The 1,062-nt window shown below is 66.5% G+C and carries 1 protein-coding gene and 1 pseudogene; one reads left to right on the forward strand and one right to left on the reverse strand.

Annotated features, from left to right (window positions below; all coding sequences use genetic code 11):
* Positions 1–270: pseudogene (locus JMF90_RS38185) on the reverse strand (3-hydroxy-3-methylglutaryl-CoA reductase); the annotation flags it as partial.
* A 162-nt stretch (positions 271–432) separates the two neighbouring features.
* On the opposite strand from JMF90_RS38185, the gene JMF90_RS38190 reads away from it, so the two are divergent.
* A partial coding sequence (locus tag JMF90_RS38190) for an aminotransferase class I/II-fold pyridoxal phosphate-dependent enzyme (RefSeq protein ID WP_201326455.1) occupies positions 433–1,062 on the forward strand: 630 nt, incomplete at its 3' end.

The raw sequence follows: 1,062 nt of genomic DNA on the forward strand, positions 1-1,062 counted from the left end.
GGCGGCCGCCACGATCGACGGCTCCTCGACGGCCATCGGCACGATCACGTCCCGATCGTTGATCCGGAAGTAGCCGGCCACCGCCATCGGCAGCTCGAACGTGCCGATCACGTTCTCGATCATCCCGTTCGCGGTATCGAGCGGCAGCGCGCCCGGTTGGGCGAGCAGCGCGTGCTCGGCATCGTCGAGCCCGACGGCACGGGACAAGTGGGACAGGCGTTGCTCGGGCGTCAGCGAGCGGAAGTTCGGCAAGGCGGAATCGATCGGCATGATGGGTTGACTGTTGCGGGTGGCGATGTCGCCCGTCGGTGCTTGCGGCGGGCGGCGGACAGCCGAATAATAGTCACGCTGTACCCATTGAAAAGGTACAGACGGCGCAGACAGTCACTCAACCGTACCCATTACAGTGGGCCGGTCCGACGGAAGATTCCGATGAAACAGCGTGCAAAAGCCAGCCTGTCTGGCGCGATGGCAGACAATCTCGCCAGACAGATCGAGGAAGGGGTGTTGGCGGCCGGCACGAAACTGCCGTCGATCAGGGAATACGCTGAGGCATCCGGCTGCTCGAAGAACACCGTGATCAGCGCGTTCGAGATGCTCGCGGCCGACGGCCTGATCGAGCCGCGCCGCGGCTCGGGCTTCTTCGTCACGCGACGCGCGGCGGCCGCGCCCGAGCTCGACGAGCCGAGCTCGCTCGACCGCGCGATGGACATCGTGTGGCTGATGCGCGAGCAACTGCACGCGAAGCCCGACGTGCTCAATCTCGGCGAAGGCTTCCCGCCGATCGAGTGGCTCGAGGAAACGCGGCTGAACCAGTACCAGCAGCGCATCATGCGCACGAGCGCCGCGTCGCTGTTCCGCTACGGCAGCCGCTTCGGCTACCTGCCGCTGCGCCAGTCGCTGCAGCAGAAGCTCGCCGGCTACGAGATCGAGGCGCCGCCCGCGCAGATCGTGCTCACGCACGGCGCGAACCAGGCGATGGACCTCGTGCTGCGCTATTTCGTGCGCCCCGGCGACACCGTGCTCGTCGACGATCCCGGCTACTACCCGCTGTTCGGCAAG

It is taken from the genome of Burkholderia sp. E168m23, from assembly GCF_016586125.1.
Taxonomy (GTDB): Bacteria; Pseudomonadota; Gammaproteobacteria; order Burkholderiales; family Burkholderiaceae; genus Burkholderia; species Burkholderia orbicola.